We start from the raw sequence: 1,418 nt of genomic DNA, 5'->3' as shown, positions 1-1,418 counted from the left end.
GATGGCGTCCCTTGTCGTGGTGTAGCCGATCAAGGTTAGGGAGTGCGCCGGGGGCGTGCGCCAATGTGGCTTTCGCTCCCTGCCCGCAGGGTGGGCCACCGTGCAACTCTCCGTAATGAACGGGCAGTTCAACGCGGGAGGTGCAGGGTGGCCCTGTCTCAGCATGACCTACTCCGGCTGCTTGAGTCACTACGTTCGGCGGACGGGCTCGAACTCGTCCGCGGTGTGGCCGAGCGGATGATCCAAGAGCTGATCGAGGCCGAGGCCACGGCCCGGATCGGCGCGGAGTGGAACGAGCACACCGAGACGCGCACCGCGCTTCGCAACGGGCACCGGGACAAGACGCTCAGCACGCAGGCCGGCGACCTGGACCTGGCGATCCCAAAGCTGCGGTCGGGGAGCTTCTTCCCCGTACTGCTGGAGCGACGACGCCGGATCGACCAGGCCCTGTATGCGGTCATCATGGAGGCCTACGTCCATGGCGTGTCCACGAGATCGGTCGACGACCTGGTCAAGGCCCTCGGCGCGGACACCGGGATCTCCAAGAGCGAGGTCTCGCGGATCTGCCAGGACCTGGACGGCCAGCTGACCGCATTCCGCAACAGGCCCCTGGACCACGTCCGCTTCCCGTACATCTACCTGGACGCGACCTACTGCAAGGCGCGGGTCGAGCACCAGATCGTGTCCCGGGCCGTGGTGATCGCCACCGGGATCACCGACGACGGTGGCCGCGAGGTGCTGGGAGTGATGGTCGGCGACAGCGAGACCGAGGCGTTCTGGACCGAGTTCCTGCGTCACCTGCGCGAACGCGGTCTGACCGGGGTCCGACTCGTGATCGGCGACCACCACTTAGGGCTGGTCAAGGCCATCCGGAAGGTCATGCTCGGCGCCGCCTACCAACGCTGCAGGGTTCACTTCCTGCGGAACGTGTTCAGCGTGATCAACAAGGAAGCGGCCGAGATGGCCGCCGCGACAATCCGCACGATCTTCGCCCAGCCCACCGCCGACGCGGTCCGCACCCAGCTGGACACCGTCGCCGACATGCTCGGCAAACAGTTTCCCAAGGTCAAAGCGATGCTGCTGGAGGCGAAGGACGACCTGACCGCCTTCGCCGCCTTCCCGGAGCGACATTGGAAGAAGATCCAGTCCACCAACCCCCTGGAGCGGATCAACCGCGAGGTCAAACGCCGCACCGACGTCGTCCAGGTCTTCCCCAACGATGACGCGCTCCTGCGACTGGTCACCGCCGTGCTTTTCGAACTGCACGACGAATGGATCGCCTTCCCCCGCCGCTACCTGCCCGAGGGAAGCATGGACCAGCTGTACCCCGCCGAGCGCCCCGAAAGCGCCCCCGCACTACCCAACACCCCCAACACAACCGCCGGATGATCGGCTACACCACGAGAAGGGACACGACC

The 1,418-nt window shown here is 66.1% G+C and carries 1 protein-coding gene; it reads left to right on the top strand.

Features of this window, described 5'->3' with window-relative positions:
• Positions 1-147: 147 nt before the first annotated feature.
• A complete protein-coding gene (locus ACIOWN_RS34510) occupies positions 148-1,389 on the top strand; it encodes an IS256 family transposase (protein WP_401984481.1) in 1,242 nt (413 codons plus the stop codon).
• The last annotated feature ends 29 nt before the right edge of the window (positions 1,390-1,418 follow it).

It is taken from the genome of Streptomyces sp. NPDC087787 (assembly GCF_044743035.1).
GTDB lineage: Bacteria > Actinomycetota > Actinomycetes > Streptomycetales > Streptomycetaceae > Streptomyces.
The sequence above is the reverse complement of the archived record's forward strand: the minus strand, read 5'-3'. Positions and strand labels throughout refer to the sequence as shown.